The 24695-nt window shown below is 35.9% G+C and carries 24 protein-coding genes and 1 other RNA gene; 13 read left to right on the forward strand and 12 right to left on the reverse strand.

Going from position 1 to position 24695, the window contains the following annotated elements; all coding sequences use genetic code 11:
• Position 1 precedes the first annotated feature (1 nt).
• Positions 2 to 676 (reverse strand): DUF8845 family protein, encoded by a 675-nt coding sequence (locus tag ACODR7_RS03765; protein WP_488837388.1) that lies wholly within the window; start codon positions 674 to 676, stop codon positions 2 to 4.
• Positions 669 to 1160, reverse strand: coding sequence for an RNA polymerase sigma factor (locus ACODR7_RS03770; RefSeq protein ID WP_047378820.1), 492 nt, complete (start codon positions 1158 to 1160; stop codon positions 669 to 671). The genes ACODR7_RS03765 and ACODR7_RS03770 overlap by 8 nt, the downstream gene beginning before the upstream one ends.
• Before the next feature lie 244 nt (positions 1161 to 1404).
• Here ACODR7_RS03770 and rnpB point away from each other — a divergent pair.
• An RNA gene (rnpB, locus tag ACODR7_RS03775) (RNase P RNA component class A) lies at positions 1405 to 1729 on the forward strand.
• A 96-nt stretch (positions 1730 to 1825) separates the two neighbouring features.
• Here the strand turns inward: rnpB and ACODR7_RS03780 are convergent.
• Together ACODR7_RS03780 and ACODR7_RS03785 are read right to left on the reverse strand one after the other, a co-directional pair.
• On the reverse strand, positions 1826 to 2695 hold the full coding sequence (locus tag ACODR7_RS03780; protein WP_488837389.1) for a polyphosphate kinase 2 family protein: 870 nt from the start codon (positions 2693 to 2695) through the stop codon (positions 1826 to 1828).
• Positions 2696 to 2942: 247 nt separating this feature from the next.
• Complete coding sequence (locus tag ACODR7_RS03785) at positions 2943 to 3407, reverse strand: DUF1573 domain-containing protein (protein WP_110010053.1); 465 nt, start codon at positions 3405 to 3407, stop codon at positions 2943 to 2945.
• Positions 3408 to 3535: 128 nt separating this feature from the next.
• Here ACODR7_RS03785 and ACODR7_RS03790 point away from each other — a divergent pair, with 128 nt between their 5' ends.
• The 6 genes from ACODR7_RS03790 to ACODR7_RS03815 all read left to right on the forward strand — a co-directional run bounded on the left by ACODR7_RS03790 (position 3536) and on the right by ACODR7_RS03815 (position 9787).
• Positions 3536 to 6151, forward strand: a complete 2616-nt coding sequence (locus ACODR7_RS03790; RefSeq protein ID WP_488837392.1) for a valine--tRNA ligase — start codon at positions 3536 to 3538, stop codon at positions 6149 to 6151.
• Between the two features lie 92 nt (positions 6152 to 6243).
• Complete coding sequence (locus tag ACODR7_RS03795; protein WP_488837394.1) at positions 6244 to 6495, forward strand: GIY-YIG nuclease family protein; 252 nt, start codon at positions 6244 to 6246, stop codon at positions 6493 to 6495.
• A 120-nt stretch (positions 6496 to 6615) separates the two neighbouring features.
• The gene (locus ACODR7_RS03800) at positions 6616 to 7251 is read left to right on the forward strand and encodes a DUF4241 domain-containing protein (RefSeq protein ID WP_488837396.1); all 636 of its coding nucleotides are present in this window, start codon (positions 6616 to 6618) and stop codon (positions 7249 to 7251) included.
• 68 nt (positions 7252 to 7319) lie between these two features.
• Positions 7320 to 8210 carry a ribokinase gene (locus tag ACODR7_RS03805; protein WP_488837397.1) on the forward strand — a complete coding sequence of 297 codons (891 nt, stop codon included), beginning with the start codon at positions 7320 to 7322 and terminating at the stop codon, positions 8208 to 8210.
• A gap of 90 nt (positions 8211 to 8300) precedes the next feature.
• A complete protein-coding gene (locus ACODR7_RS03810; RefSeq protein ID WP_488837399.1) occupies positions 8301 to 9146 on the forward strand; it encodes an alpha/beta hydrolase family protein in 846 nt (281 codons plus the stop codon).
• Positions 9143 to 9787 (forward strand): HD domain-containing protein, encoded by a 645-nt coding sequence (locus ACODR7_RS03815; RefSeq protein WP_488837401.1) that lies wholly within the window; start codon positions 9143 to 9145, stop codon positions 9785 to 9787. The genes ACODR7_RS03810 and ACODR7_RS03815 overlap by 4 nt, the downstream gene beginning before the upstream one ends.
• Here the strand turns inward: ACODR7_RS03815 and ACODR7_RS03820 are convergent.
• On the reverse strand, positions 9784 to 11028 hold the full coding sequence (locus ACODR7_RS03820) for a porin family protein (protein WP_488837403.1): 1245 nt from the start codon (positions 11026 to 11028) through the stop codon (positions 9784 to 9786). The two genes, ACODR7_RS03815 and ACODR7_RS03820, sit on opposite strands and share 4 nt — an antisense overlap.
• Before the next feature lie 69 nt (positions 11029 to 11097).
• On the opposite strand from ACODR7_RS03820, the gene ACODR7_RS03825 reads away from it, so the two are divergent.
• Positions 11098 to 11700, forward strand: a complete 603-nt coding sequence (locus ACODR7_RS03825) for a hypothetical protein (RefSeq protein ID WP_488837405.1) — start codon at positions 11098 to 11100, stop codon at positions 11698 to 11700.
• A 35-nt stretch (positions 11701 to 11735) separates the two neighbouring features.
• On the opposite strand, the gene ACODR7_RS03830 is transcribed toward ACODR7_RS03825, so the two are convergent.
• From ACODR7_RS03830 to ACODR7_RS03860, 7 genes are all read right to left on the reverse strand, one after another.
• Positions 11736 to 11966, reverse strand: a complete 231-nt coding sequence (locus ACODR7_RS03830) for a hypothetical protein (RefSeq protein WP_488837407.1) — start codon at positions 11964 to 11966, stop codon at positions 11736 to 11738.
• A gap of 130 nt (positions 11967 to 12096) precedes the next feature.
• Positions 12097 to 12987, reverse strand: coding sequence for a DUF72 domain-containing protein (locus tag ACODR7_RS03835; protein ID WP_488837408.1), 891 nt, complete (start codon positions 12985 to 12987; stop codon positions 12097 to 12099).
• A gap of 80 nt (positions 12988 to 13067) precedes the next feature.
• Positions 13068 to 14636, reverse strand: coding sequence for an L-type lectin family protein (locus ACODR7_RS03840; RefSeq protein ID WP_488837410.1), 1569 nt, complete (start codon positions 14634 to 14636; stop codon positions 13068 to 13070).
• A gap of 6 nt (positions 14637 to 14642) precedes the next feature.
• Positions 14643 to 15215: a hypothetical protein gene (locus ACODR7_RS03845; RefSeq protein ID WP_488837412.1), complete on the reverse strand. Its 573-nt coding sequence runs from the start codon at positions 15213 to 15215 to the stop codon at positions 14643 to 14645.
• 508 nt (positions 15216 to 15723) lie between these two features.
• Positions 15724 to 17382, reverse strand: coding sequence for a ribonucleoside-diphosphate reductase subunit alpha (locus ACODR7_RS03850; protein ID WP_076596295.1), 1659 nt, complete (start codon positions 17380 to 17382; stop codon positions 15724 to 15726).
• 55 nt (positions 17383 to 17437) lie between these two features.
• A complete protein-coding gene (locus ACODR7_RS03855) occupies positions 17438 to 17728 on the reverse strand; it encodes a hypothetical protein (RefSeq protein WP_488837539.1) in 291 nt (96 codons plus the stop codon).
• Between the two features lie 109 nt (positions 17729 to 17837).
• Entirely contained in the window at positions 17838 to 18812 is a 975-nt protein-coding gene (locus ACODR7_RS03860) for a ribonucleotide-diphosphate reductase subunit beta (protein ID WP_041461620.1), read from the reverse strand.
• A 424-nt stretch (positions 18813 to 19236) separates the two neighbouring features.
• On the opposite strand from ACODR7_RS03860, the gene ACODR7_RS03865 reads away from it, so the two are divergent.
• The 5 genes from ACODR7_RS03865 to ACODR7_RS03885 all read left to right on the forward strand — a co-directional run bounded on the left by ACODR7_RS03865 (position 19237) and on the right by ACODR7_RS03885 (position 24419).
• Positions 19237 to 19926 carry an ABC transporter ATP-binding protein gene (locus ACODR7_RS03865; RefSeq protein ID WP_062673972.1) on the forward strand — a complete coding sequence of 230 codons (690 nt, stop codon included), beginning with the start codon at positions 19237 to 19239 and terminating at the stop codon, positions 19924 to 19926.
• 98 nt (positions 19927 to 20024) lie between these two features.
• A complete protein-coding gene (locus ACODR7_RS03870) occupies positions 20025 to 20381 on the forward strand; it encodes a four helix bundle protein (protein ID WP_488837415.1) in 357 nt (118 codons plus the stop codon).
• Positions 20382 to 20511: 130 nt separating this feature from the next.
• Positions 20512 to 21741: an ABC transporter permease gene (locus tag ACODR7_RS03875; protein ID WP_062673977.1), complete on the forward strand. Its 1230-nt coding sequence runs from the start codon at positions 20512 to 20514 to the stop codon at positions 21739 to 21741.
• 86 nt (positions 21742 to 21827) lie between these two features.
• Entirely contained in the window at positions 21828 to 23099 is a 1272-nt protein-coding gene (locus ACODR7_RS03880) for an ABC transporter permease (RefSeq protein WP_488837418.1), read from the forward strand.
• A 108-nt stretch (positions 23100 to 23207) separates the two neighbouring features.
• Positions 23208 to 24419, forward strand: a complete 1212-nt coding sequence (locus tag ACODR7_RS03885) for an efflux RND transporter periplasmic adaptor subunit (protein WP_488837419.1) — start codon at positions 23208 to 23210, stop codon at positions 24417 to 24419.
• Positions 24420 to 24695: the final 276 nt, after the last annotated feature.

Below are 24695 nucleotides of genomic sequence, written 5' to 3' on the forward strand. Positions count from 1 at the left end.
ATTAATTTTCCTGAGAATCTATTTCTTTAAGCTGTTTTAGATTTTTATCAAGCTTTTTAATAATAGTGCCATATACCAATCTGTAATAAAGCCAGATCATAGAAATCGCAAGCAATGTGCTTACTGCAATTCCAACAATAATAATCGTAAGATTGGAGCCACTAGGCTGTATATTCTGAGAATCTAGTATATAAAATATAAAAGCAACCAATACAAAAGTGAATATTAACAATAATACGATGCTGATGAGAATAAAAGCATTCACTGTTGTTTTGAATTTAATAATTCTGGTGATAAGACCCTTCAGATTTTCCTCAATTTTGATTCTTCGGTAATTCTGGTAGAATTTCAATACAAAATATGCTGTGATCAATAAACTTAAGACCTTGATAGCTAAATAAGCATAACCGAAGTTGTTTTCTACTTCAGGAGCTTCCTGAGCACCTAATCTTTCAAGCATTTTGCGGAAGCTGTCCGATTCCTCTTCAGGGAAAAAGTAAAACAGTCCCAATACTGAAAAGAACAGTAATTCTACGACGCTGATCCAGAAAATATATTTCACATAGTTTCGTGACTTTCTATTCAACATCTGAAGAATCTCAGTGTTGTCATATTTATGCTGTACAGGTTGTTCCTGCCATGTTTTCTTAAAGCTATCTAAATCAAATTCAGGCATATTTTTCCATCTGTTCTTTAAGGGTTTTCTTTAATCTGTTCATTTTCACGCGTGCATTGACTTCAGTGATTCCGAGGTTTTCTGCGATGTCCTTGTAAGGCAGATCGTCAAGATACATCATGACAATGGCTCTTTCCACATTAGGAAGAGTCTTGATTACAGTATACAAAAGTGATACCTGCTGCTGTTTTTCATCGTCATCTTCCACAAAATCCTTGTGGTTGACGTCCAGCTCATTCGTAGGAAGGCTTTTGCTTTTTTTTCTAAAAAGAGTAATGGCTGTATTGAGCGCTACACGATACATCCATGTAGAAATTTTAGAATTCCCTTTGAAGGAATCATAACTTCTCCAGAGTTGTAACACGATTTCCTGGAAGAGATCCTCTTCATCTTCCAGAGAATTGGTATAGAGGCGCGATACTTTAATAATCAGTCCCTGATTATCTTTGATAAGCTGCGCAAATTCTTTTTCTCTGGAATCCATAGATATATAATGGCACGAAGATAATAATAAAGTAGTAATTAGTGAAAATTATAATAAGAAATTGTAAAAAGGGTAAATAGCAGAATAGCGGATAGCTGCTCAGCTTTTAGAATATTAATTCGTATTTTCATTAAAAAAGAAACGAAAGATATTTACCAATCAATACCATTTACATAGAGCTAAAACCCGGTAGTCATTTCTCTATTTATCTTTTTACCACAAAATTTATGTACCTTTGCATCCGCGAGAAAATCGGCTTGTTGATTTCCCGTTTTACGGGAGGTAGGAAAGTCCGGACACCATAGAGCAGCAAAGCGGATAACATCCGTCACCCGTGAGGGTAGGACAAGTGCAACAGAAAGCAGGTACAGTTCGGCTGTAGTGAAACCAGGTAAACTCTTTGCGGTGCAATGATAAGTATATCGGTTCTTTTCAGCAATGAAAATAGGGGCGGCTCGTCCTGAAAGCCGAGGGGTAATCAGCTCAAGTGTTGCAGCAATGTAATACGTAGATAAATAACAGGCACTTTTTCGGAAGTACAGAATCCGGCTTATAGATTTTCTCGTGATTTTTAAAAAAGCTGGAAGTTAGAGGCTGGAAGAGTGAAGTTTTTTAACGTAATGATTTTAAACCTCCATCTTCAAGCCTCTAAATTTCAACCTGATTTATTCACTTTCCAACTGTTTTTTAGATTCCTGTAATTCCTGTCTGTCCTTATCGGAAAGAACAGGATATTTGAGATTCATTTTCTCCAAAGTATCAATAATAATCTGAATAGCGGCTACTCTTGCGAACCACTTATTGTCAGCAGGAAGTACATACCATGGTGCGTGATCTTTGGATGTTTCATTGATAGCGGTTTCATACGCCTCCATGTATTGTTCAAATAAGGCTCTTTCCGGAAGATCTCCGGCAGAGAATTTCCAGTTTTTTTCCTGTTCATCTATTCTGTCCAAAAGTCTTTTTTTCTGTTCATTCTTAGAGACATTTAAAAAGATCTTCACAACAGTTGTTCCGTTTTGTGAAAGATGTTTTTCAAAATTCCGGATGCTTTCATACCTGTTTTCCCAGAATTGGCTGTCAAAATCTTTTACGGAAGACCATGTTTTTTCACTCAGATTATATTCAGGATGCACCTTGCATACCAGAACGCTTTCATAATGAGAACGGTTGAAAATTCCTATCATTCCTTTCTGTGGCAGGGCAAGGTAATGTCTCCATAAAAAGTCATGAGAATATTCTTTGGAGCTTGGTGTCTTAAAACTGGTTACATTACATCCCTGAGGATTCACTCCTCCGAAAACGTGTTCTATCATACTGTCTTTTCCTGCAGCATCCATAGCCTGCAATACAACAAGCAAAGACTGGCTGCCGTCAGCATATAATTTTTCCTGCAGCTCACGAAGTTTTTCTTTTTCCTGAATCAGCATTTGTTCTCCTTCTTCTTTCGTGAGCTTTCCATTATAAGACGTTGATGCTTTTTTTATTGAAAATTTTCCGTTTACCTTAAAGTTATCTGAGAAATCGGTGTCCATATTTTTTTATTTAAAGATAAAAGTAAAAAGATAAAAGTGAAGATGTTATTACAATTCAATAGGGGTGGGCTTTAGCCCAGCCATTTAAAAAAATCCGAAGGCTTCAGCCAAAACCTAAATAATATATTTGATAAACGTCAATACATTTACTGCCACCTATTACCTATCATCTTCCACCTAATCAGAGATAAATGTAATAAAAAAACCGTCTCAATAGAGACGGTTCTTTTATTTTTTTGAGTAGAGCTTACTTCGCAGCAGTCTTTTTTGCAAGTTTTGCAGCTTTTTTCTCAGCTTTAGCAGCTTCTTTCTGCTCAGCAGGAGTTAACACTTTTGGCTCAGGAGCGTTAGCATCTACGTTACCTTTGATGTAGATTACACTTCTGTTGTTTGCAGGATCATTAGAGAAAACCTCAATCATTTTGTTGAAAGGGCCAGGAATAGCTGTATTGTATCCCACTTTAATTTTCGCAGACTTTCCAGGCATGATAGGATCCTGGCTGAATTCAGGAGTTGTACATCCACAAGAAGGCTTTACATTGGAAAGAATCAAAGGCTTATCACCAGAGTTCGTTACAGTAAAGAATCTTGTACCATCAGCATTAGGCTTAATTGTTCCGTAATCGAAAGTCGTTTTATCAAATGTAATGGTTTGTGCAGATGCCAGAGCAAAAGTCCCGAATAATGCAATTCCTGCAATTAATTTTTTCATATTCTTGAATGTTAATACGTTTGTTAGATAATTTTTGTGAAACAAAGTTAAAAATTATTTTAATTCATGCTTAAAAATTTTTTTCTTTAGACTATTTTTGCAAATTGCAAGCCAAAGAAATAGAATTTATGCAGATTTCAGAAAAGTACAATCCACAGGAAACAGAACAAAAATGGTACAATTACTGGTTGGAAAACAAATTTTTCCACTCAGAACCTAATGACAAGCCGCCATATACAGTGGTTATTCCTCCGCCAAACGTGACGGGGATACTACACATGGGGCATATGTTGAACAATACCCTTCAGGATGTTCTGGTCCGTCGTGCAAGAATGCGCGGGTTTAATGCTTGTTGGATTCCGGGAACAGACCATGCTTCAATTGCTACTGAAGCTAAAGTTGTTGCTAAATTGAAGTCTGAAGGAGTCAGTAAGTCAGATATTACCCGTGAAGAATTTTTAACCCATGCCTGGGACTGGACCAATAAATATGGCGGAACTATTCTTGAGCAGCTGAAAAAGCTGGGATGTTCATGTGATTGGGACAGAACCAGATTCACTATGGAAGACAAACTTTCACAGCAGGTTATCAAAAGTTTTGTAGACCTTTATAATAAAGGACTCATCTACAGAGGGTACAGAATGGTCAATTGGGATCCGGAAGCGAAAACCAATATTTCTGACGAAGAAGTAATATTTAAAGAACAAAACGGAAAATTATATTTCCTTAAATATAAAATCGAAGGATCTGAAGAATTTCTTTCGGTTGCTACTACGCGTCCTGAAACCATTTTCGGGGATACAGCGGTATGTATCAATCCGAATGACGAAAGATATGCTCACCTGAAAGGTAAAAATGTAATCGTACCCATCGTTGACAGAGTGATTCCGATCATTGAAGATGAATATGTGGATATTGAATTCGGGACGGGAGCTTTGAAAATTACTCCTGCTCACGATATCAATGATTACGAAATCGGACAGAAACATGAGCTGAAAATGATTGATGCGCTGGATGATGACGGAAACCTTAACGAGCATGGTCTACATTATGCAGGAAAAAACAGATTTGATGTAAGAAAACAAATCGCTAAAGAACTTGAAGAAAAAGATCTTTTGCTGAAAGCAGAAGATTATGTCAATAAAGTAGGTACTTCCGAGAGAACAGGTGCCGTTATTGAGCCTAAAGTTTCTGTACAGTGGTTCCTTAAAATGTCTGAAATTGCTAAGCCCGCTTTGGATGTAGTGATGGATGATGAGGTTAAGTTTTATCCTGAAAAGTTTAAAAATACCTACAAGCACTGGATGGAAAACATCCGCGACTGGAATATTTCCCGTCAGCTTTGGTGGGGACAGCAGATTCCTGCTTATTACTATGGGGAAGGAGAAAATGATTTTGTAGTAGCAGAAACTAAAGAAGAAGCTTTAGAACTGGCAAAACAAAAAACAGGAAATTCAGATCTTACTGCAGAAAACCTTAGACAGGATGATGATGCATTAGATACATGGTTCTCCTCATGGCTGTGGCCAATGTCTGTATTTGACGGATTGCTTGATCCTGAAAATAAAGATATCAACTATTATTATCCAACCTCTGATCTGGTAACAGGTCCGGATATTATTTTCTTCTGGGTAGCCAGAATGATTATGGCCGGGTTGGAATACAGAAAAGAAGTTCCGTTCAAGAATGTTTATTTTACAGGAATTGTAAGGGATAAGCAGAGAAGAAAGATGTCTAAATCTCTAGGAAACTCTCCGGATCCTATTGAATTAATGGAAAAATATGGAGCTGATGGAGTACGTGTAGGAATTCTATTGAGTTCTGCGGCTGGAAATGACCTTCTTTTTGATGAAGATCTGATGCTTCAGGGAAGAAACTTCATGACGAAGATCTGGAATGCATTCCGTCTGATCAATATGTGGAATCATGAAGATAAGCCGGCTGTTGCTACAGATAACCAGGCTATTGAATGGTTTGAAAATAAGCTGAACAAAACAATCGCTGAAATTAATGATCAGTTCGAAAAGTTCAGAATTTCAGATGCATTGCATCTGATCTATAAATTAATTTGGGATGATTTTTGCGGTTGGTATCTTGAAGCGATTAAGCCTAATTACGGAGAAGGGATTTCAAAAGAAGTGTATAACAAAACAATCTATTTCTTTGAAGAGCTGATGAAGTTACTTCATCCGTTCATGCCTTTCTTAACAGAAGAACTGTGGCAGACTATCTCAGATAGGAGTATTGATGAGGCTTTAGTAATCGCTCAACAGAAAGAAGCAGGAGCGTTTGATGAGACAATTATTAAAAACTTTGAAACGGCAGCAGAGTTGATTTCAGGAGTTAGAAATTACCGTCAGACAAAAGGAATTTCTCCAAGAGAAGCCGCTGAGGTTTATACCAACGCCTCTGAATTTGCGAATGAAGCTGTAGTAAGAAAACTGGCTAATATTTCTGAAATTCATTTTGGACAGAAAACAGATAAGCCAAGCTTTACCTTCCTGGTAGGAGCTACTGAAGTTTCTATCCCATTAAGTGAAAACTTAGATTTAGGAGAAGAAAAGGCTAAAACTGAAGAAGAATTGAAATATTTAAAAGGATTCTTAATTTCAGTAGAAAAGAAGCTTTCCAATGAAAAATTTGTTGCGAATGCTAAGCCGGAAGTTGTAGAAGGAGAGCGTAAGAAGCAAAAAGATGCTCAGGATAAGATTGCGATCCTTGAAGAGAAACTGAAAAGTTTGTAAAAATTGCCTGATAAGAGGTTAATTTGTCGGAATGTCAGGCTGAGAACAGATGAAAATCTGCGAACGAATGTTCACAAAGCCTTTTTTGAAAGATGAAACAATATTTTGTGTATATTTTAAAATGTTCCGATAATTTCTATTATACAGGAGTTACCAATGATATTGAGTTGAGATTCTCTCAACACCAGTCAGGGAAATTTCCTGAAAGGTATACTTATAAAAGAAGACCGGTTGAGCTGGTCTTCTTTTATCTGTTTAATGATATTATTCAAGCAATTGCGTTTGAAAAACAAGTGAAAGGCTGGAGTCGTAAGAAAAAGGAAGCTATTATAAATGATAATTAGGATGGGGTAAAAGAATTATCTATTTGCCGGAATGATAGTCATTTTAGCAATTGTAAAGATAAAAACCCCAAAGGCTTCTACTCCGCTCAGCCTTGACACAGAAAACAAATAATAAATACAATGACACATATAGAAAACATACAAAAACTATTCTCGAAAGACTTTGTAGAAAGCCCGTTGCTTGAAAGTTTTGAAGTAGGAAAGATTTATCTTTCAAGCGGGAAACTGGTCGCTTGTGATCCTTTGATTACTAATGATATGCTTCCTTTCACTACAGAATTTCCGAAAGGAGATTTCGCAGTAATACTTCACAAAGAAAGAGATAGCAACTGTGTTGCCTATGCCGAGATTATATTCAGTGATTCTGAAATTAAAGAATGGAAAATGGCTACCACAGCAGGACAGAAAATAAAAGATCTTGAGGAAGGAGAAGTTTTCGGATATCCTGTAGAAAGTGGGATGGGATGTCTGATGGATGTTGATACCCAAAACAGCCTTAATGAACTGGAGCAAAGATTATATCAAAATAAAGGAGGCGATTTTATGGGAATCTATGAAGAATTTTTCCATGATTATTTCTTTGATGAAAACGGAGCTATAGATCAATACGCCTTTCTCAAACCAGCAAAGGAACATCCCGGAACTATATTTGCTTTTGAAACCGGATATGGAGAAGGATTTTATGCCAGCTATATAGCCTATAACAAAGATCAGCAACCAGTAAAAATAATTACTGAATTTATCGAGATAAGTTAATTTTAAATTAGTTATTTTTGAGACACAATTTTTGTCAGTTATAAATTTTAAAGCTAATACAAAACACAATGAATTTCTCATCAGAACAACCCCGTATTATTGTTGTGGGCAGCTCATCGATAGATTTGGTTCTTGAAACCGAAAAACTCCCTTTGCCTAATGAAACGGTTTTAGCCGTCAAGTCAGATAGTTATTTTGGGGGTAAGGGAGCCAATCAATCAGTAGGTACAGCCAGACTGGGAGCAAGTGTATATTTTATCGGATGCGTTGGGATGGATCCTCTTGGGCAGCAGATTATGAGAAATCTGGTAAGCGAAAATGTAAATGTAGGATTTGTTCATGAAACAGATAAAGAAGCTACAGGAACAGCCTATGTAACAACTTCTCACGGAAACGCAGCGATTGTTGTAGTACCTGCCGCCAATAAACATCTTAGCAAATCCCATATAGACGAAGCAGACAAGTATTTTCATACCACAGACCTTGTATTGATACAGCTTGAAGTTTCTATGGATGTTGTAGAGCATACCATTAGAAAAGCTAAGAAATACGGAAAAAAAGTAGGGCTGTATGCTTCTCCTGCAATGAGAGTTAGTGAAGAAATTCTAGAAATGGTTGACTTTATTGTGGCAAAAAGTAACGAATTATATGTTATTTTCGGGGAACAAAAAAGAGAAGAGGTTCTTAAAAAATATTTCAATAAAGTTTTTGTAAGAGATGATACCAATTCCACCATTTATTTTGATGGTACAGAAATGAAATATTACAGAAACGATAAAGATGAAAAAGTATATAAAATGGGGATGGGTGATGCATTTACATCAGGATTTGCCATTGCATTATGCCATGGGAATTCCATTGAAGAATGTGTGAAATTCGGGAATGAAGTTTCATCAAGAGTTTCCGGAGGCAAAGGCTCTCAGACAGGACTTCCGAGAATATCAGATTTCTTTTTTTAAAGCTATTTACGACATATCAAAAGTCTGAAACTTAACATAAAAATATAAGTAAAATGTCCACTTTTATAGTGGATTTTTTCTTTTTATATTATGGAAAAACTAATATTAACCACAGAAGACCATGTCTCGCTGACTGGCCATTTGTTTAAACCGGAAAAAGATAATGGGAAATTACTACTGATCAACTCAGCAACAGGGGTAAAACAGCAGGTCTACTTTTCTTTTGCCAGCTACTTCTGTGAAAAGGGATTTACCGTTGTTACCTATGATTATAGAGGAATAGGGCTTTCCAAACCGGAAAATATGAGAGGATTTCATGGCTCTATGAGGCTTTGGGGCTCAAAAGATTATAAAGCGGTAACTCAATATCTCAAGTCAGAATTTAAAGAATATAAAAAGTACTGTTTAGGTCATTCTGTAGGCGCGTTGATTCTGGGAATGAATGCAGATTCCAAAATCTTTGAAGAATTTGTTTTTGTGGGTACGCAAAATGCCTTTGTAGGAAACCTTAAAGGGATTACAAAAATTGAGGCGTATCTAGGTTTTGGAATTGCTCAGCCATTAACTACTTCATTGTTAGGATATTTTCCTGCACATTGGTTTGGACTGGGAGAAAGTCTTCCAAAAAATTGTGCATATGACTGGAGAACCTTAATTTTAAACAAGAAATCAACCAACAAGCTGTTGGAAAAAATTGATGATTTTTCTAAAAATTTAACCCAGAAAGTATTTGTAATCCGGGCTGAAGATGATGTATGGCTCACGGAAAAAGGAGTATTAAGCTTATTAAATAATACCTATTCAAATCTTACGCCTACTTACAGACTGGTAGCTGCTTCAGAATCTGATCAAAATGAAATCGGACATATCAATTTTTTTAGAAGTTACAACAGCAAACTCTGGAATATTATTTTAAATGAACTGATAGATAAATGAAAAGTACAATTGACAACACAGTAGCATTTGTAAAAGAAAAATTAGAAGGAGCAGAAGCCGGGCATGACTGGTTCCATATTGAAAGAGTCTGGAAACTTGCCGCACAGATAGCAGAAACAGAAGATTGTGACAAAGAAGTAGTAGAATTGTCTGCACTTCTTCACGATATTGCCGATCCTAAATTTCATAACGGTGATGAAACCATTGCTCCCAAAATATCCAGAGCATTTCTTGAAGAACAGAATGTTTCTGAACAAACCATTCAGAAGGTGTTGTTTGTGATTGAAAATATTTCGTTTAAAAACAGAGATCAGGCACCCGAAAATTCACCCATTGAACTTCAGATTGTACAGGATGCAGACCGTATTGATGCCATAGGAGCTATTGGAATTGCAAGAACATTCAATTTTGGAGGTTATAAAAATAACCTGATGTATCATCCGGATATAAAACCCAAACTGGGAATGTCAAAAGAAGAATATAAAAAGTCTGATGGAACCACTATTAATCATTTCTATGAAAAGTTACTGCTTTTGAAAGATATGATGAATACTAAAAAAGGAAAAGAAATGGCCGAAGAAAGACACCATTATATGTTGAATTTCCTCGACCAGTTTTATAAAGAATGGAATGTAGACTAGAAAATATTATATCCTAAAATTAAAGAAAAAGATTTAAGATCTGCATGAGGAAGATCCTTATACAGAATGTTGGTACGGTTATTAAATCTTGCTTCTATGCTGAATTTGTTATTGTAAGTAAATCCAGCACCGAGTGATGAACCTCTGAAAGTTTGATTGGAAGCAAGAGCTATATTATCAAATACTTTTCCATCATAATCTACATCTATTGAAGATGGAGAACTTGTTTTTATGTTGAATATGTTGATGACAGCATTAACAAAGATTTTAGATTTATCATTCAAAAACATAGAGTACCTTATTCCTACGGGAATAATAATGGAAGAATAACTATCCATGGTAATATTATAGAGATTATCCTCTGTTCGGATAGTTGTTTTTTTATTGGTATACTGGGAGTACGTAGGCTCAAGGATGATAGACCATTTATTCTTGTTGAAGGGTAAAATCAATTCGGCTTCCAGACCTACTCTGAAATTTGATGTTGAAGAAAAACCTGGATTTCTGTAAGAATCTTCCAATTTTAACGGTGCATAAAAATTAATTCCCGGTCTGACAGCAAGATTGAATTTCGCCTGCTTTTTATTTTCTGTAAAATTCTGATCATTGATTTGGATAGTTGTTCCATCAGAATTTTTACTATTATAAGCCTTAAATATTTTCGTTAAACTAGACGCTGTATATTGTGTTCTGTTTACTAATGATTGGACATCACTGTTATCAGAAAAAATAGTTTTTAACTGATTAAGATATTGATCATTGGTAGCAACCTGAGAACTATTCCCATTAAAAAAATATTTTTTATAAATTAATGGATGAATGATCGCATCTGATTCAGAATAAAAATATCTTGTAATATGACCTTTATAAATATATAGTTTTTTACTTCCGGTAACGAGTTCTTTCAGGAATACTGAACTCTTTACAAACTTAGGTTCATTGGTATGGGAAAAACTGGAAATATCATCTGATGAGTAGTCGATATCACCATTGTAAGTAACATATTTGGCATCATTGTATATCCCGAATTCCTTAATTGTAGAAGTTGTACCTTTATCTTCGGCAGAGTTTTCAGCTGTTTTAAAAACAAAGCTATCAGGATTGCTTACCCATCCTTTGTTTTTAATCAAAACTTCTTTTTTTGTATTATTTTGGTCTATAATATAGCCTTTTTCAAATTTCACTTGTGCATAAAATGAAGCTATGCTAAAGAAAATAAGGCCAGAAAGTATTTTTTTCATGGTTATTTAGAATTAAAAATATGGGCGCAAATATAGATAAAATAGAGATAAGAAGTATCTTTGTAAAATATGACACTCATTATTTTTATCATATTTCTGGCTTGTGTCCTTTCATTGGTCCTGTTTAAGGTTAAATCAGGAAGCATGGCAAGGTGGGCAAAACTGTTTCGTATTGTAACAGTGGTTTTTTCAACTTCTGTTTTTACATATTGGTTTATCAAGAAAAGCGCTGTGGCATTTGTTGATAATTCTGTGGGGCTTCAGGTGGTTAATAAACTTCCGCAGGCATTGGATTTTTATTTAATCAAGGTAAATAAAACAGATCAGAATACAGTTCTTGAATCTAAACATATTGGAAAAATACGTCCGGAGTATTACAGAATAGAATATCTCAAAATGGATAAGTCTGATGAATATTGGATTGTAGGCTATCTTGGGAAGAAAAACCTCGTATACTTTTCTCAACATTCTGTACCCAATAAGAATATTGACCAGATTGTAGAAGTACAGAACTATATCAATCAAAGTATGAAACTTTCTGAGGCGGCAAAAAAGCAGGTAGACGCTTATAATTATGAGAATACAAAACTGGGAATCTGGATTACACTCGACTTTCTGCTTCTATTTCTCAATCTTGTATTGCTTCTTAGAAAAAATAAACAGAAAAGGTAATGAGTTTCCCATACTCATTACCTTTTCTGTTTCTGTTAAGGATAATCCAGAATCTGCATAATCTGTTCCTTAAATTCTTCAGGACAGGCTTTAATAAGTTTATCCTTATTTTGTTTACTGATTTCTTTGGGTTCAAGCCATTCGCTCTTATTGGAATTCAAACTGTGGTTGTCATACACTCTTTTTATGGTATGATTTTCATAAAAAATATATTCATCACCAAGCCAGCTGGTAGCAATACTGATTGTACAAATTTCCTTTTCCATGATTTATGTTTTAAAGCATAATGTTTAGTGAAATACATTATATTCTAATATACGAATTTTTCTTGATGAAAAGGAAGTAAACGTCTGTTTTTTAAATATATCGAAATTATTCTATTTATACTCTATATCATTAAAAAAGTGTCCCGGTAGTCTCCGTAGCCATCTGCGGAATATGAATATTCGTTTTCCATTCCTCATTCACTTTCCTGATGAAATAAGCAGACAATAAAGGAGAGGCTTTTTCAATATTCTGGTGTACGAAGAAATAAAGATTCTGAAGACCTTCTTTTTTCCATTGGGTAAGATGTTTCAGCCAGTCATCCAGTCTTTCGTAGTCACTTTCTGCGTTGGCTCCTACATAACGGATAAATGCATTGGGGGTGGTAAGGCGCATATGAAGCATATCTCTTCTTCCGGCAGTATCTACAATGATATTGGTGATATTATGAGCTTCAAAAAGATCACAGGTTGTATTCAGGATTTCCTCATTGGTGAACCATTCCGTATTTCGGAGTTCTATGGCTAACGGGACTTCTTTAGGCCATTCTTTTACAAATTTTTCCAGTCTGTCATAATCCTTAGGTTTAAAATTATCGTGAAGCTGAAGGAAAGCCATTCCTAGTTTCTCATCAAAATTGATAATAGCGGAAGCAAAATGAGTCACAGGATCGGTAACATCAATCAGTCTTCTGAAATGGGAAACGGTATTGGTGATTTTAGGGAAAAATTTAAAATTTTCCGGAGTTTTTTCTTTCCAGGTTTTTACCTGATCCGGAGTGGGCATTCCATAGAAAGTGGCATTCAGCTCAATAGAATTAAACTGAGTGGCGTAATAGGTCAGTTCATCCTTAGTTCCTTTAGGATAGAATCCTTTAAGATCTGTTTTATTCCATTTCGCACATCCGATAGAAATGTTTTCCAGTCCTTTCTTATTAAGAGCCAGCATTTCCTTGGTTCTGGGATGGTCTTTAGGTAATGTGAAATCTATTTTTGAAGGATCTTCTACTTGTCCGAATTTCATATCTGTAGTTTTGATATTAAACAATAAACACAAATATAAACAAAAAAGATCTTCATTATTTTGAAGATCTTTTTAATAATTTATTTTACCCCTTGTGTGACCATTCTATTTGAAATGACAGGATAGGTGCAGCCGGTAGTTTTTAAATTAACAGTAATTGTAGCGGGAACAGACCGATAGGCTGTATCACCATAAGGTTCAATAATTTTACCACTTGAATCCTTTACTGTTTTTCCTTTTATGCTGTACGTCATTGTAGCAGTTCCTGTAAATCCGCTTGAAGGAGTGAATGTGACAATGCCTGTAGACTTGTTGTACGTCCAGGTACCAGCAGAAGTTACTTTTTTGCGGTACAATGTAAGATCCGTGTCACTGGTCTTTGCAAAACTGAATGTTGAATAATCTATATTGGTATTACTTCCGATAGGTGGAGTTGTGATGCTTATTGGTCCTTTGTAGGCAATATCATTATTAAAAACAGGGATATTGACAGCCTGATACTTACACGTTGAAGCTACATCATCATTGGTAACTGCTGAATAAGGAAGGGTTAATTTTACATTTCGGATAATATGTTGCTGAAATGCACCTCCTGTAGAGGCGGCAAAACCTAATTTAAGAAAAGCAGGTGCCGTTGCATCAAGCGTGTGGGGAGTTGCAGCTCCTTCTATATCTGAAGTATTGAAATCAGTTGTCTGAGGATTGGCATTTTCCATATAAGGTACTGAAGTCTTATAATGATAATAATTGATGACATTAACAGGCGTTCCGTTTTGTGTTGTCTGGATGTCTACTTTTATATCAAATCCGTCTGTAGTGGTAGCACTTGTAAAATGGGGAATCAGATCCAGATATACTTTTCTGAACTCACCGGCATTGTTTCTGAGATCAAAAACGGTAGAAAGAGTGTTGGAAGTAGAAAGGTAGCTTCTGTCTGTTTGCAATACACTGCCCACGGTTCCTGAATTGCTTAAAGTGGAACGCGTTATAAGAACAGGGTATCCGGTAAAGCCTTCACCTAATCCGGTTGTATTGATAGCAGCTCCTCTTGCTCCTCTTAGGGTAATATGGCTTGTATATTGTGACCAGGTTATTCCGGCGATTCCGTTTACCCTTGATTCACCCTGAAAACGCTTTGATTTGAAATTCCCAAATTCATCAAGGGCAATACCAAGATAAGCAGATGATAAACCGGCCTTTCTCTGGCTTGCATAGGTGTCCTTTGTCCGGTTGTAAGAATATCCAAGACCCGCTCCGGGTGCTCCGATTACAGGATTTGTCACAGCTCCATCATACAGGAAAAAGGATAAGCCATCTCCATAAGTACCACTGAAAGGAGTTCCGTTTTTCATATCATATTCAAACTCAACATGAAGACCATTAACCGAGGTAAAGGTTCTTCCATTGATAAACAATCCTCCAAACTGCCCTGAGCTTGCAGGAGTAAGTTGTACTCCGGTAGAGGTATGTGAGGCATTTCCCTGTATCGTAAGTTCGGAAGCTGAAGAAGCGTTCATAAGCGAACTCGAATAGGAATAAAATCCATATATACTTGCCACTTCTGTACTGTCTGTCTGTGCATACATGAAGTTTGTAAGCAGCGAAAAAAACAGGCTCATCAATGATAGCCTTTTAAAATACTTTTTCATAGCTGCTTATTTTACAACAAATACGATGTTAATAAAAGCTGCCGGAGTAGCATTGGATAAAACATCATAATTCAATACACCTGTACTGCTGATACTGTTTATTTTAAAAACAGTGGTGTCATAACCTGTCACATAATAATATAAATCTGTTGCATTGGGAAAAAACGGTATCGAAGCAGGAGCAGATGTACTTCTTGCATTTGCCGGGATATTTGAAAACTGATTTTTATACAATGTGTACAGATCTTTCGTTTGGCCTGTTGTGATTGTTGTAGTGTCAAAAACTACACTTGGCATGTAGAAAAACTTATTTACATAGGGAGAAAGGCATACCCAATCCGGAGTTGTGGGAGTTCCTACATTTTGGCTGATACATTTTTTATTGGTATCAAAGATAATGAGGCCTGTTGCCGGGGTGGTGACAGCGGATAGATTGCTGATTCTTGGCAGAAGTACCCCTTTGGAAGTACTTGTAACGTCTAAAACTGTGCTTTGATCAGGAGTTGAGGTGTTAATTCCAACCTGTGCCGAAAGAGTAATGCTAAGCGTTGCAAGCATTAAGGTAATAATTTTGTTCATTTTCGAAATAATTGTTTGTGTTTATATCTGGGTTACTTTTTCAATAGTATTAAATATTGAAATTTTGTTTGTGTTTTTAAATGAAGAGTTTGTGTTTTTTTTTGTATTGTGTTTAATTCAGCGTGTTTTTTTTAAACTAATTGATGTTAATATATGTTGTTTTATAATTACCCTAAACCGGCCTGTTTATTAAATCAAACAAAAATATAAGCTTTATTTTGTATTGACTTTTTTATTGAGGTTTTTGTATTGTAAATACATTTATTTTCATTTATTTTCAACAAATGTATATAAAAATGTTTCATAATAATAATGAAAAATCAATAATACAGGGACTTGATTCACTATTTGGGGAGTGGAGGCTATAAATTTTCAGTATTAATGAATGATTAAAGAGAAATATTTTTTTTTACTTCAAATGTTAAAATTTGTTAAAGTTTTTATTGCAATAAAAAAACACGCTTAAAAAGCGTGTTTTACTATAGAAATGTTTATTATTTGTGATTTTTTATGCTTCGCAGCTTGAACATGACACGAAGTTAACCATCATCTCTTTTGAAACGGATGAACTTCTTTGGTAATAAAGTGTTTTTACTCCTTTTTTCCAGGCTTCAATATAAAGATAGTTGACATCTTTTACAGGCATTGTAGAAGGAATCTGAAGATTCAGTGACTGTGCCTGGTCAATATACTGTTGTCTCTGGGCTGCCTGAGAAATAATTTCCATTGGAGAGATTTCTTTGAACGTTTTGAATACTGCCTTTTCTTCAGGAGTAAGCTCGTTCAGGTGTTGTACAGATCCGTGGTTCAACATGATTGTTCTCCATGTTTCTTCGTTATCCAACCCTTTTTCCTTCAATAGTTTCGCCAGGTATTTGTTTTTACGCATAAAGTTTCCTTTCGCAAGACCTGCTTTATAATAGTTGGAAGAGAAAGGTTCAATTCCAGGAGAAGTCTGTCCTAAGATGGCAGAACTTGAAGTGGTAGGAGCAATAGCCATTGTTGTGGTATTTCTCAATCCGTATCCTTTCAATACTTCAGGTTCTCCATAGATGTTGGCAAGTTCTCTTGAAGCCTGCTCAGCCTGCTCTTTGATATGTCTGAATGCTCTTGCATTGAATTGAGTCGCCTCAAAGCTTTCAAACGGAATCATGTTTTTCTGTAAATAAGAATGATATCCTAAAACTCCTAAACCAAGAGCTCTGTGACGCATTGCGAAGTTTCTTGCCCCCTGTAGATAATAGTTTCCTTCAGTTTTGTCAATAAATTCTGATAATACAGCGTCAAGGAAGTATACTGCCAGTTTTACAGCGTCTGTATCTTTCCACTCATCATACAATTCCAGGTTCATGGAAGACAAACAGCAGATGAAAGACTCTTCCATTGTTGACGGAAGCATGATTTCAGAACAAAGGTTACTTGCATTCACCGTCATTCCCAAGTCTTTATAAACCTGAGGTTTATTTCTGTTCACGTTGTCTGTGAAGAAAATATACGGAAGACCTTTTTGCTGGCGGCTTTCCAATACTCTTGCCCAGACTTTACGTTTTTCCATATCACCTTCAATCATATCCTGCATCCAGTAATCGGGTACACATACTCCGGTAAACAGGTTCTGGATAGGGCTGCCGATATCTTTAATGGATAAAAACTCTTCAATATCTCCGTGGTCAATATCTAAGTAAGCAGCAAAGGCACCTCTTCTTACTCCTCCCTGAGAAACAACATCCATAGCCGTATCGAAAAGCTTCATGAATGAAACTGCTCCTGAAGATTTTCCGTTATCTGTTACAGCGGTTCCTCTGTTTCTCAATTCTCCAAAATATCCTGAAGTTCCGCCTCCGATTTTAGTCTGCATGATAACTTCACCCATTTTGTGGGTAATTCCTTCAATGCTGTCCGGAATATGAACGTTAAAACATGAGATAGGAAGACCTCTTTCCGTTCCCATATTAGCCCATACAGGAGAAGAGAAGCTGATCCATCCCTTCGTGATCATCTCTTTGAATGCCGGTTGAAGTTCCGGTTTGTATAACCTTTTTGCAGCCGCAGTGGTAATTCTGTCGATAGCCCCGTCTACCGTTTCACCTTTTAACAGATATCCTCTGTTCAGCATCTGCTCAGACTCTTCATTGAGCCACCATATATTTGAATTTTGCTCTTCCATAGATGTTATATTTTCGAATTCCGGAATGAGAGAATCACTCCGGAATTTTGTTTTTTTATATTATTGATTGTAAAATTTCTACTTTGTGGGAACCGTTCAGCCCGCTTTCATCTCTTAATCTCTGAAATTCTTTAAAAGACGGAACATTCAAAACCTCATGCTGAACTTCTTCATTGATGTAGTTTGAATAATGTACAAAAGTAACACCATCTTCCTTTACAAAAACCTTATATTCAAAAGTGGAAGGATCTAAATTTTTGAAATCTTCCAGAAACTTTTGGATATTGGTGGTATTGTTTGGAACAAATTCGGGGTTTACCGTATAGGTTACTATTACATTGATCATTTCTTTTTGTATTTGTGCTTTATTCATGAACAGCAATTCCACTTATTAATCAGAAAAGGATAATTCTGATACTAACTGCTTTGACGCTCGCTTCGCTCGCGCCCGAATATTAAAACAAATCGTTCGCTGTAATACTCTTATCGTGCTTCGTGTAGTCTACAGGTCTTTTGGCAAAGAAATCATCTAATGAATTCGCAAAAACTTCCTCTTCGAACCATACCATTGGTCTGTACTGTTCCGGAGTAATGTTGTATCTTGTTTTCATATTGATTTTCTTCAGGCTGTCATCTACACGGTATTTCATGAAGTTTAACAGGTCTTCTTTGGAAACGTTGTCGATTTCTCCCAGTTCGAAGATCCAGCTAAGGATATCACCTTCTCTTGCAATAGATTCGTCTACCAAAGTGTAGATATCTTCAATATCGCTGTCTGTTAACAAGTCAGGCTGTTCTTCACGGATTTTGTTGATCAGGTAGATTCCTGCATTGGCGTGAATTTGTTCATCTACTGAAGTCCATGCAATGATATTGGAAACATTTTTCATGAATCCTTTGAATCTTGTGAAAGAAAGGATGATGGCAAACTGCGAGAAAAGAGAAACATTTTCCACTAAAATACTGAATAATAGTAAAGCAGAAACATACTCTTTAGGTGTCGCAGAATTAGCATGCTTTAAGGCATTTCCAAGAAACTCTATTCTTCCTTTTACGGCAGGAATTTCGATCACGTTAAGGAACTCGTCATTATATCCTAATACCTCTAATAAGCGGGAATATGCTTCAGAATGACGGAATTCGCATTCTGCAAAAGTAGATCCTAATCCATTGAACTCCGGTTTTGGTAGGTGGTTGTATAAATTTCCCCAGAATGTCTTTACAGACACCTCGATCTGTGCAATGGCTAACAGTGCATTTTTCACAGCATGCTTCTCATGTGGTTCCAACTGCGAATGAAAATCCTGAACATCTGCAGTAAAGTCCACTTCCGAATGCACCCAGAACGATTTGTTGATGGCTTCTACAAATTGAAGAACCTCCGGGTATTCAAATGGCTTATAACTTACTCTTTTATCAAAAATTCCCATATTAAATATCTTTATAATTAAATAATTTAGATCCTTGTGGATAACGTTCCGGAAATACTTAACTTTTTGTTTATCTGTAAGTTGTGAATTAAAGTTATTCACTTCCCCAAATTCATATTTCTTGTAAAGAACTAATAGCAAAGTTCGAAAAAAAGAACTGATTTTGAAAGAGGTAAATACTAATAGGCTGACTTTTAGCCTGAAAAGTTTTCCACATTTACATGAAACTGGCTCGGATAATAGGCTGGACCGCAATCTTGAAGATAAATAGATGCAAATGCGGAATTGCAGTTAAACGATATTTTATAAAGTATTATAAATAAAGGACTAAAGTATTAAACAAAAAAATATTTGAATAAATTTTTATTCTTGTAACAATTTGAAAATATGATCTACTTATTGGGTATAAAACATACATCACTTAATGTTAGTAATTCAGGATTTAAATAAGTCATACGATACAGGGAAAAGCAAGCTTCATGTTCTCAAAGGAATTAATCTGAATATTTCTGAAGGAGAGTTTGTTTCCATTATGGGAAGTTCCGGTTCCGGAAAATCTACACTTCTTAATATTATTGGGATTCTGGATGAAAAAGATTCAGGAATCTATGAATTGGATGGAGTTCCTATCGAACATTTATCAGAAGTAAAAGCTGCGGAATACAGAAGTAGGTTTCTAGGATTTATTTTCCAGTCTTTTAATCTTATCAATTATAAAACGGCTTTAGAAAATGTAGCACTTCCTCTGTACTATCAGAATGTACCGAGAAAAGAGCGAAATCAGAAAGCAATGGAATATCTGGAAAAAGTAGGATTGGCACAGTGGGCCAACCACCTTCCAAGTGAACTTTCCGGAGGACAGAAACAAAGAGTAGCTATCGCAAGAGCTTTGATTACAGATCCTAAAGTAGTACTGGCAGATGAACCTACGGGAGCATTGGACTCCAAAACCACTCATGATATTATGAAATTGCTTCAGGATATCAATAATGAGGGGAAAACAATCATCGTTGTAACCCACGAGCCGGATGTAGCGGCACAGACCAAAAGAAACGTAGTACTGAAGGATGGGATTATTGAGAGTGATGAGTTTATTAAGCAGATTGTATTATAAGTGAATCGTGAACGGTCAATTTTGCTTCGCAAGTGAATTGATAATGAAGAGGAAGAATAATTAATAACACACACAAATGAATATGAAAAAAAATAAAAATGTTTTTAAATCTGAACCATTATAAGCTTGACATGTATCAGTCAGCCAGAGAATTAAGAATAGAATGTTATAAAATTTTATCTAAGATTCCTGATCATGAAAAGTTTAATATAATCGACCAGATACGAAGAGCTTCTACTTCAGTGGTATTAAATATTACCGAAGGGTGTTCAAGAAAATCTGAACTGGAAAGGAAAAGGTATTTTGAAATTGCCAGAGGTTCAGTTATTGAGTTGGATTCTTGTTTTGATATCGTTATAGAATGTAATTATATTAAAATAGAGGAATTAACAAAAATTGGAAATTTAATAAAAACAGCATTTATCTTGTTAAGTAAAATGTTGAAAAAAGATTAGAAATGTGAAAATTAATTAGGTTCGTAACCGTTTTCTGATGAAGGACAAATTGACAACAAAGTTAACTGACTTCGAAGAAAATTGAGAGCGCAGCTAATTGACTTTTTTACAAAGTAAAAAAATAAAAACTATGTTTGACCTAGATCGTTGGCAGGAAATATTCAGTTCTATCCGGAGCAATGTGCTCAGGACGGTGCTTTCAGGGTTTACGGTAGCCCTGGGACTGTTTATTTTCATTGTACTTTTTGGAATTGGAAAAGGACTTCAGAATGCTTTCTCTGAAGGATTTGCCGGAGATGCTAAGAACCTTATTATTATTTCAACCGGGAAAGCCACTTTAGCGTATAAAGGATTACAGTCTGATAGAAATGTTTCAATGAATAACGCAGACTATGATTTTTTGATTAATGCAGATAAGAAAAAAGCAGGCCCTTCAAGTCCCAGGTATAGCGCCAATTTAATGGTGAAATATGGAAAAGAGAGTGGTCTTTATCAGATCAATGGTGCTGAGCCGGGAGAGCAGGTTATTGAGAATAGAAAAATTATTGATGGTCGTTATCTGACATCTATGGATTTGACAAGGAAATTAAATGTTGCCGTAATCGGAAGAATGGTCCAGCGGGATTTGATCAAAAATGGAAATCCTATTGGAAAAGAACTGGATATTAATGGAACGATGTACAAGGTGATAGGAGTCTTTTCAGATGATGGAGGAGACAGAGATGAAAGACATATTACAGTTCCTATTACCACTTTGCAGCAGATGAAAAAAGGTTCTGATACTGTGAATATAGCATATATCACCTATAATGATAAATTGACTCCGGATCAGGCTATAAAATATGGTGATGAGTTACAAGATAAATTGAAAGCCAGAAAAAATGTTTCTCCTGATGATGAAAATGGAGTTCGTGTCTGGAATAACGCCAAAAACATGAATGATACATTTACGTTTATGGCAGTTCTTACCGCTATTGTTGGATTTATTGGCCTGGGGACATTGCTTGCTGGAATTATCGGGATCAGTAATATCATGGTATATATCGTGAAAGAAAGAACCAAAGAAATCGGAGTACGAAAAGCCATTGGAGCAAAACCAAGCGGAATCGTAGGACTGATTGTTCAGGAAAGCGTTGTGATTACAGTGGTATCCGGACTCGTAGGAGTAGGAATAGGTGTTTTGACATTAAGCCTTATTGGTGACAGTCTTGAAGAATTCTTCATTAAAAGCCCAAGTGTAGGTTGGGGAGCTATTATTATGGCATTTATTGCTCTTATTTTTTCAGGATTGATTGCTGGATTTGTACCCGCATACAGAGCTTCAAGGATAAAACCTATTGAAGCACTGAGAACAGAATAATATAAACTAAAAAGCAAAAGCAGGTCTTTAGTTAAAAGGATGAATGAATTTCATAAATCATAATTTATAACTTATAATTTGAAAAGGTGAATATCATATTTAAAAAAGATACTTGGCAGGAGATTTATTATTCATTGAGGAATAATAAACTCCGAACATTTCTTACCATGATTGGCGTAGGATGGGGGATGTTTTTGTATGTAAGCCTTCTTGGAGCAGCAAAAGGAATGGAGAATGGTTTTGATAAATTATTTTCCGGTTTTGCTACCAATTCAATCTTCTTATGGGCACAGAAAACGTCCATTCCATATGAGGGATTTCCTAAAGGAAGAGAAGTTCACTTGAACTTAACCGATATGGATATGCTGAAAAGAAAAGTAACTGCTATAGATTATATATCACCGCAAAATGCCAGAGGAAGTTTCACCGGAACACCGGGAGAAGCCATGTCAAGAAACGGGAAGAACGGTACTTATTCATTAACGGGAGATTACTCTGTAGGAAATAAAATTTCAGAAAAGAAACTGATCTACGGACGCTATATCAATGATGCCGATGTTTCCGGGAATAAAAATGTAGTAGTTATTGGAGAAGAGATTTATAAAAACTTCTTCGATTCCAAGAAAAAAGAAAATCCAATAGGAAAATCAATCAATATTAAAGGTCTCTTCTTTAATGTCATCGGAGTTTTCCGTGTGAAAAAAGGAGGCGGCTTTGAAAATGACCAGACCGCTTTCATTCCACTTTCCACTTATACGAAAATGTATAATGCAGGAGACCAGATAGACCTGTTTGCTATCGTAAGCAAGCCTAATGCTAACGTCAATTCTGTGGAAGAAAATGTGAAGCAGGTTTTAAAGACCAAGAATAAAGTATCCCCTGAAGATACCAATGCTTTCGGAAGTTTCAACCTTGGAAAAGAGTTTAAAAAACTGACCGGTTTTCTTACAGGAATGCAGTTACTGACCATTATTGTTGGTACACTGACTATTCTTGCAGGAGTAATCGCTATTTCAAATATCCTTTTGATTACGGTAAAAGAAAGAACCAAAGAAATCGGGATCAGAAGAGCATTGGGAGCAAAGCCTGCTGAAGTAAGAAATCAGATTTTGCTGGAAAGTGTGGTGATTACGCTCTCTTCGGGGCTATTGGGTTTTATGTTTGGAATTTTTGTACTCATGATCCTCAACGCTGTCACCCAGGGCCAGGATTCATTTCCTTTCTATAATCCGACCGTTAACTATGGAAACGTATTTGCTGCAATGGCTGTAATGGTGGTTTTAGGATTGATAATTGGAATGATTCCTGCGCAGAGAGCCGTAAAGATCAGACCTATTGAAGCATTAAGAACAGAGTAATTAATTTGAAAATAAAACAGTTTTAAGATTTAAAAATAAAAGGAATATAGAGAATCAGCCTTTGATTTTAAATCTTTCAACCCATTTAATAAAAAATAAACTATACATATGAAAAAGAAATTCACCTGGAAAAAAGCCATTTATATAGTGTTGGGGCTTTTATTTGCAGTGGCATTGTTCTCGGGGCTTGGCTATCTTATTAAATCTAACTCTAAAGAAAGCGAGGCTTTCCTTACCCGTAAACCTACCATTCAGAATATGGATGATAAAGTGATGGCCACAGGAAAAATTGTTCCCAAAGAAGAAATTGAAATCAAGCCCAACATTGCAGGGATTATAGATAAAATTTTAGTAAAAGAAGGAGATAAAGTAGAAGTAGGACAGCTGATTGCTACCGTTAAAATTGTTCCAAGCATCTCTGAAGTAAACGCCGCCCAGCAGGAAGTTCAGAATGCGCAGATCCAGATCAGTAATGCTCAGATGAATGTAGGGAATATGCAAAAGCAGTTTGAAATGCAGGACAAATTATACAAGCAAGGTGTAGCTTCTAAACAGGAGTATCTGAACTCTCAGCAGCAGTTGTACTCTCAGCAGCAGACGTTGAAAAATGCCCAGCAGCAGTTAAATACCGCTCAAAAAAGATTGCAGATTGCTAAAACAGGAGCAACTCCGGAACTTAAAGGACAAGGTTTAGCTACTACAGAAATCCGTTCCAAAGCCTCAGGTACCGTACTTGAAGTTCCTGTAAAAGCAGGAAGCCAGGTGATTGAAGCCAATAACTTTAACGCAGGAACCACAATCTGTTCAGTGGCAGATTTAAATGTTTTGATTTTTAAAGGCGAAATTGATGAAGCACAAGCAGGAAAGCTAAGTGAAGGTATGGATATGAACATCGTGATCGGTGCTCTTCAAAATAAAACATTCCCGGGAAAACTAACCATGATTGCCCCAAAAGGTAAAGATAACGCAGGAACTATTAAATTTCCGGTAGAAGGGAACGTATCTAATCCTAATAATGAGTATATTAGAGCAGGTTTTTCTGCCAACGGTGAAATTGTGTTGAGTTCTCAGAAAAATGCATTATTATTGGATGAGTCTTTAGTTCAGTATGAAAAGAAACAAGGAAAAGATGTACCTTTCGTAGAGGTAAAACAAAAAGATGGGAAGTTCAAAAAAGTATACGTGAAACTGGGAGCAAGTGATGGGATCAATGTTCAGATTCTTCCAGGATCAAATATTACAAAAGATACGGAGATTAAAGTTTGGAATCCATCTGATAAAGACAAAGAAGAGCTTAAAGAAAAAGCAAATAAAAAATAATAAACTACACTATACACTTTTAAACTGTGAATCCTGGAGAATTTTTTTTCTCCGGGATTCTTTTTTTTGTATCAAATCTTTATAAGAGCAAATTCCTATATTTGAATCATATAAATCCATGAAAAAATGTGTCGGTACGCCCAGAAAACTTATAAATCACATTATATCTGTTTTAAATGCCGGAAATCATTTAAACAGCCGGACGTTTATGACATTGTAAAAAGGATCGAAAAAGAAAAAATATACCATGAACCCGGGAAGACAATTCGGAATGTA

The organism is Chryseobacterium sp. FG46 (assembly GCF_057809135.1).